At 45.4% G+C, this 2,019-nt stretch carries 2 protein-coding genes; both read right to left on the bottom strand.

From position 1 onward, the window contains the following. The coding region (locus U9Q77_11885) for a LamG domain-containing protein (GenBank protein MEA3288057.1) at nt 1-916 on the bottom strand (916 nt) is incomplete at its 3' end. 207 nt (nt 917-1,123) lie between these two features. After that, nucleotides 1,124-1,849: a T9SS type A sorting domain-containing protein gene (locus U9Q77_11880; GenBank protein MEA3288056.1), complete on the bottom strand. Its 726-nt coding sequence runs from the start codon at nt 1,847-1,849 to the stop codon at nt 1,124-1,126. Nucleotides 1,850-2,019 lie beyond the last annotated feature (170 nt).

Here is a 2,019-nt window from a genome sequence, read left to right as displayed (position 1 = left end):
TTGTATCGGTGTGACTGATCACAGCATGTCCGGCAACTTCAAGGACATGAAGTATTAGATCGTCGTAGTTCACATCGCTGGTGCTTATTGCTACAGTGAAGGCTGTATGTTCATCGATTGTTTGATCAGCAATTGCAGCGATCTCCGGTGCCCGATTCTCCAGGTAAAGCGATTCGCTCACATCCACATAATCCGCGCTGGTAATATCATCATCCCCGACGGTACCCGAATTGTCGGTTCCCGTTGCGTAAGTAGGTGGATCACCAGCATCTTCAAAATTAAAGAGGGCAATGGTATGGGCATCCTCGGTATACGGCACATCGCCATTGTTGGTTTGTTGATCGCTGAGTGCGCGTGTGTTATTTGATATTCTGACTTCATCAATGATGGCTCCGCTAAGCTGGCGACTATAGCTGCCCCAGTAGCGACCCCCAATATTTAATGATTTCACACTTGCTGAAAGAGACCAGCCGCTATCCGTGTCAGAATCCACCTCAGTTTCATCCACAAAGAGCCGGGCGGTGGATCCATCATAATTGACCGCAACATGATGCCATTGACCCAGTGACATGGTTTTCTCCGTATGCGTATCGGAACGAAGGCTTCGCCCCAGGTTATCAGAAGCATCCCGAGTGACAAAGCGGATTGCATAATCACCACTTGGTGAATCGGTGTCCTCGATGAGGTAGAACGAAAATACGGTGCGACGATCCATGATACATTCAAAGTCAGAACTATTGTAGCTATTGACCTTGATCCAGGCTTCCAGGGTCCAGGTTGAGCTTAGGTCGAGACTGTTGTTGCTGTCATCATTGAGATAAAATGATTCACCCCCATCCAAGCTCAGACCATACTGATTCTGCGCCAGAACCGTGCTGGCAATCATGAGGGATAATATGATGAGCAGATTTTTCATTGTGTTATGTTTAATTTTCTATCCGCAGATTACACAGATATTCGCAGATTATAAGCAATGCCCCTATACTCTATACCCCTCTGCGCCATATCCCAAATTCCATTTTCAATTTTCAATTTTCAATTTTCAATTTTCAATCAAAAAAGGGTCTGCCACAAAATGAATCCAAATGACAAACCCCTATATCTAACCCATGGTGGGCAAGGTTTAGTTCAGTTTCACCACTTTTTGAGTGATGGAATTCCGGGCGGACTGCAGGTTAATGAAATAGATTCCTGCCGGCAGGTCTGCTGCGATCCAGCTCACACTCTGATCACCGGCACTGAAGGTCTGTTGTTCAGTAATGGTGGCGACCTTTTGTCCCCGTGAATTGAAAACCGCAATGCTCAGCTCGGTCTGCTCCTGCAGACTAAAATTGATGTTGGCACTGGGGTTAAATGGATTCGGATAAACAGCAGTCAGGGTAAGCGCAGTCGGCTTCAGATTCTTATCAGGTTGGACATAGGTTACATCGAGCGCTTTATGACTGGTTTTTTGTCCCTGATAATCCACATCTGTGAGGGTGTAATGATAAGTATACCCAGGTTTTACTTGCGTATCGGTCCAACTGTACTGACTGGTTTCAGCTGTAGAACCGGCACCTTCCAGAGCAGGATTCTTGAGGTAGCTGGTCATGACTTTGGCTTGCTGTGAATCACCCTCACGACGTTCAATGGCATAACCCAGATTCTCAAACTCAGAGGTGGTTTCCCAGGTTAGGGTGATGCCTTTATAAGTGGATTTTCCGGTGAAATAGGTCAGTTCTACTGGGAGAGAAAGATCGCCATATGAGACATAATTATTTGAGTCGAAGTCTGGATCATCACCTGTAGAGCCAGTTAAACCATTTCCTGAAATATATGTTGGCGGTGCTGCGGAATCATCAAAATGCATTAGGAGAACTGTATTTGCATCGGATGTATAGGCAGCATCACTAGTACTAGTGTTATGTTAATCATATAATGACGGATATAACCGTTTCAATTTAATCCTGGCTTTCCCATTGGTAAACTGCCAATTGATCGTCGCTTTTTTGGAGTTTCTTTCCCGAGTCCATGCTCTTA

It is taken from the genome of Candidatus Neomarinimicrobiota bacterium, assembly GCA_034716895.1.
Classification (GTDB): Bacteria; Fidelibacterota; UBA8477; order UBA8477; family JABMPR01; genus JABMPR01.
Note: the sequence above shows the minus strand (reverse complement) of the source record. Positions and strands in the feature narration are given on the sequence as shown.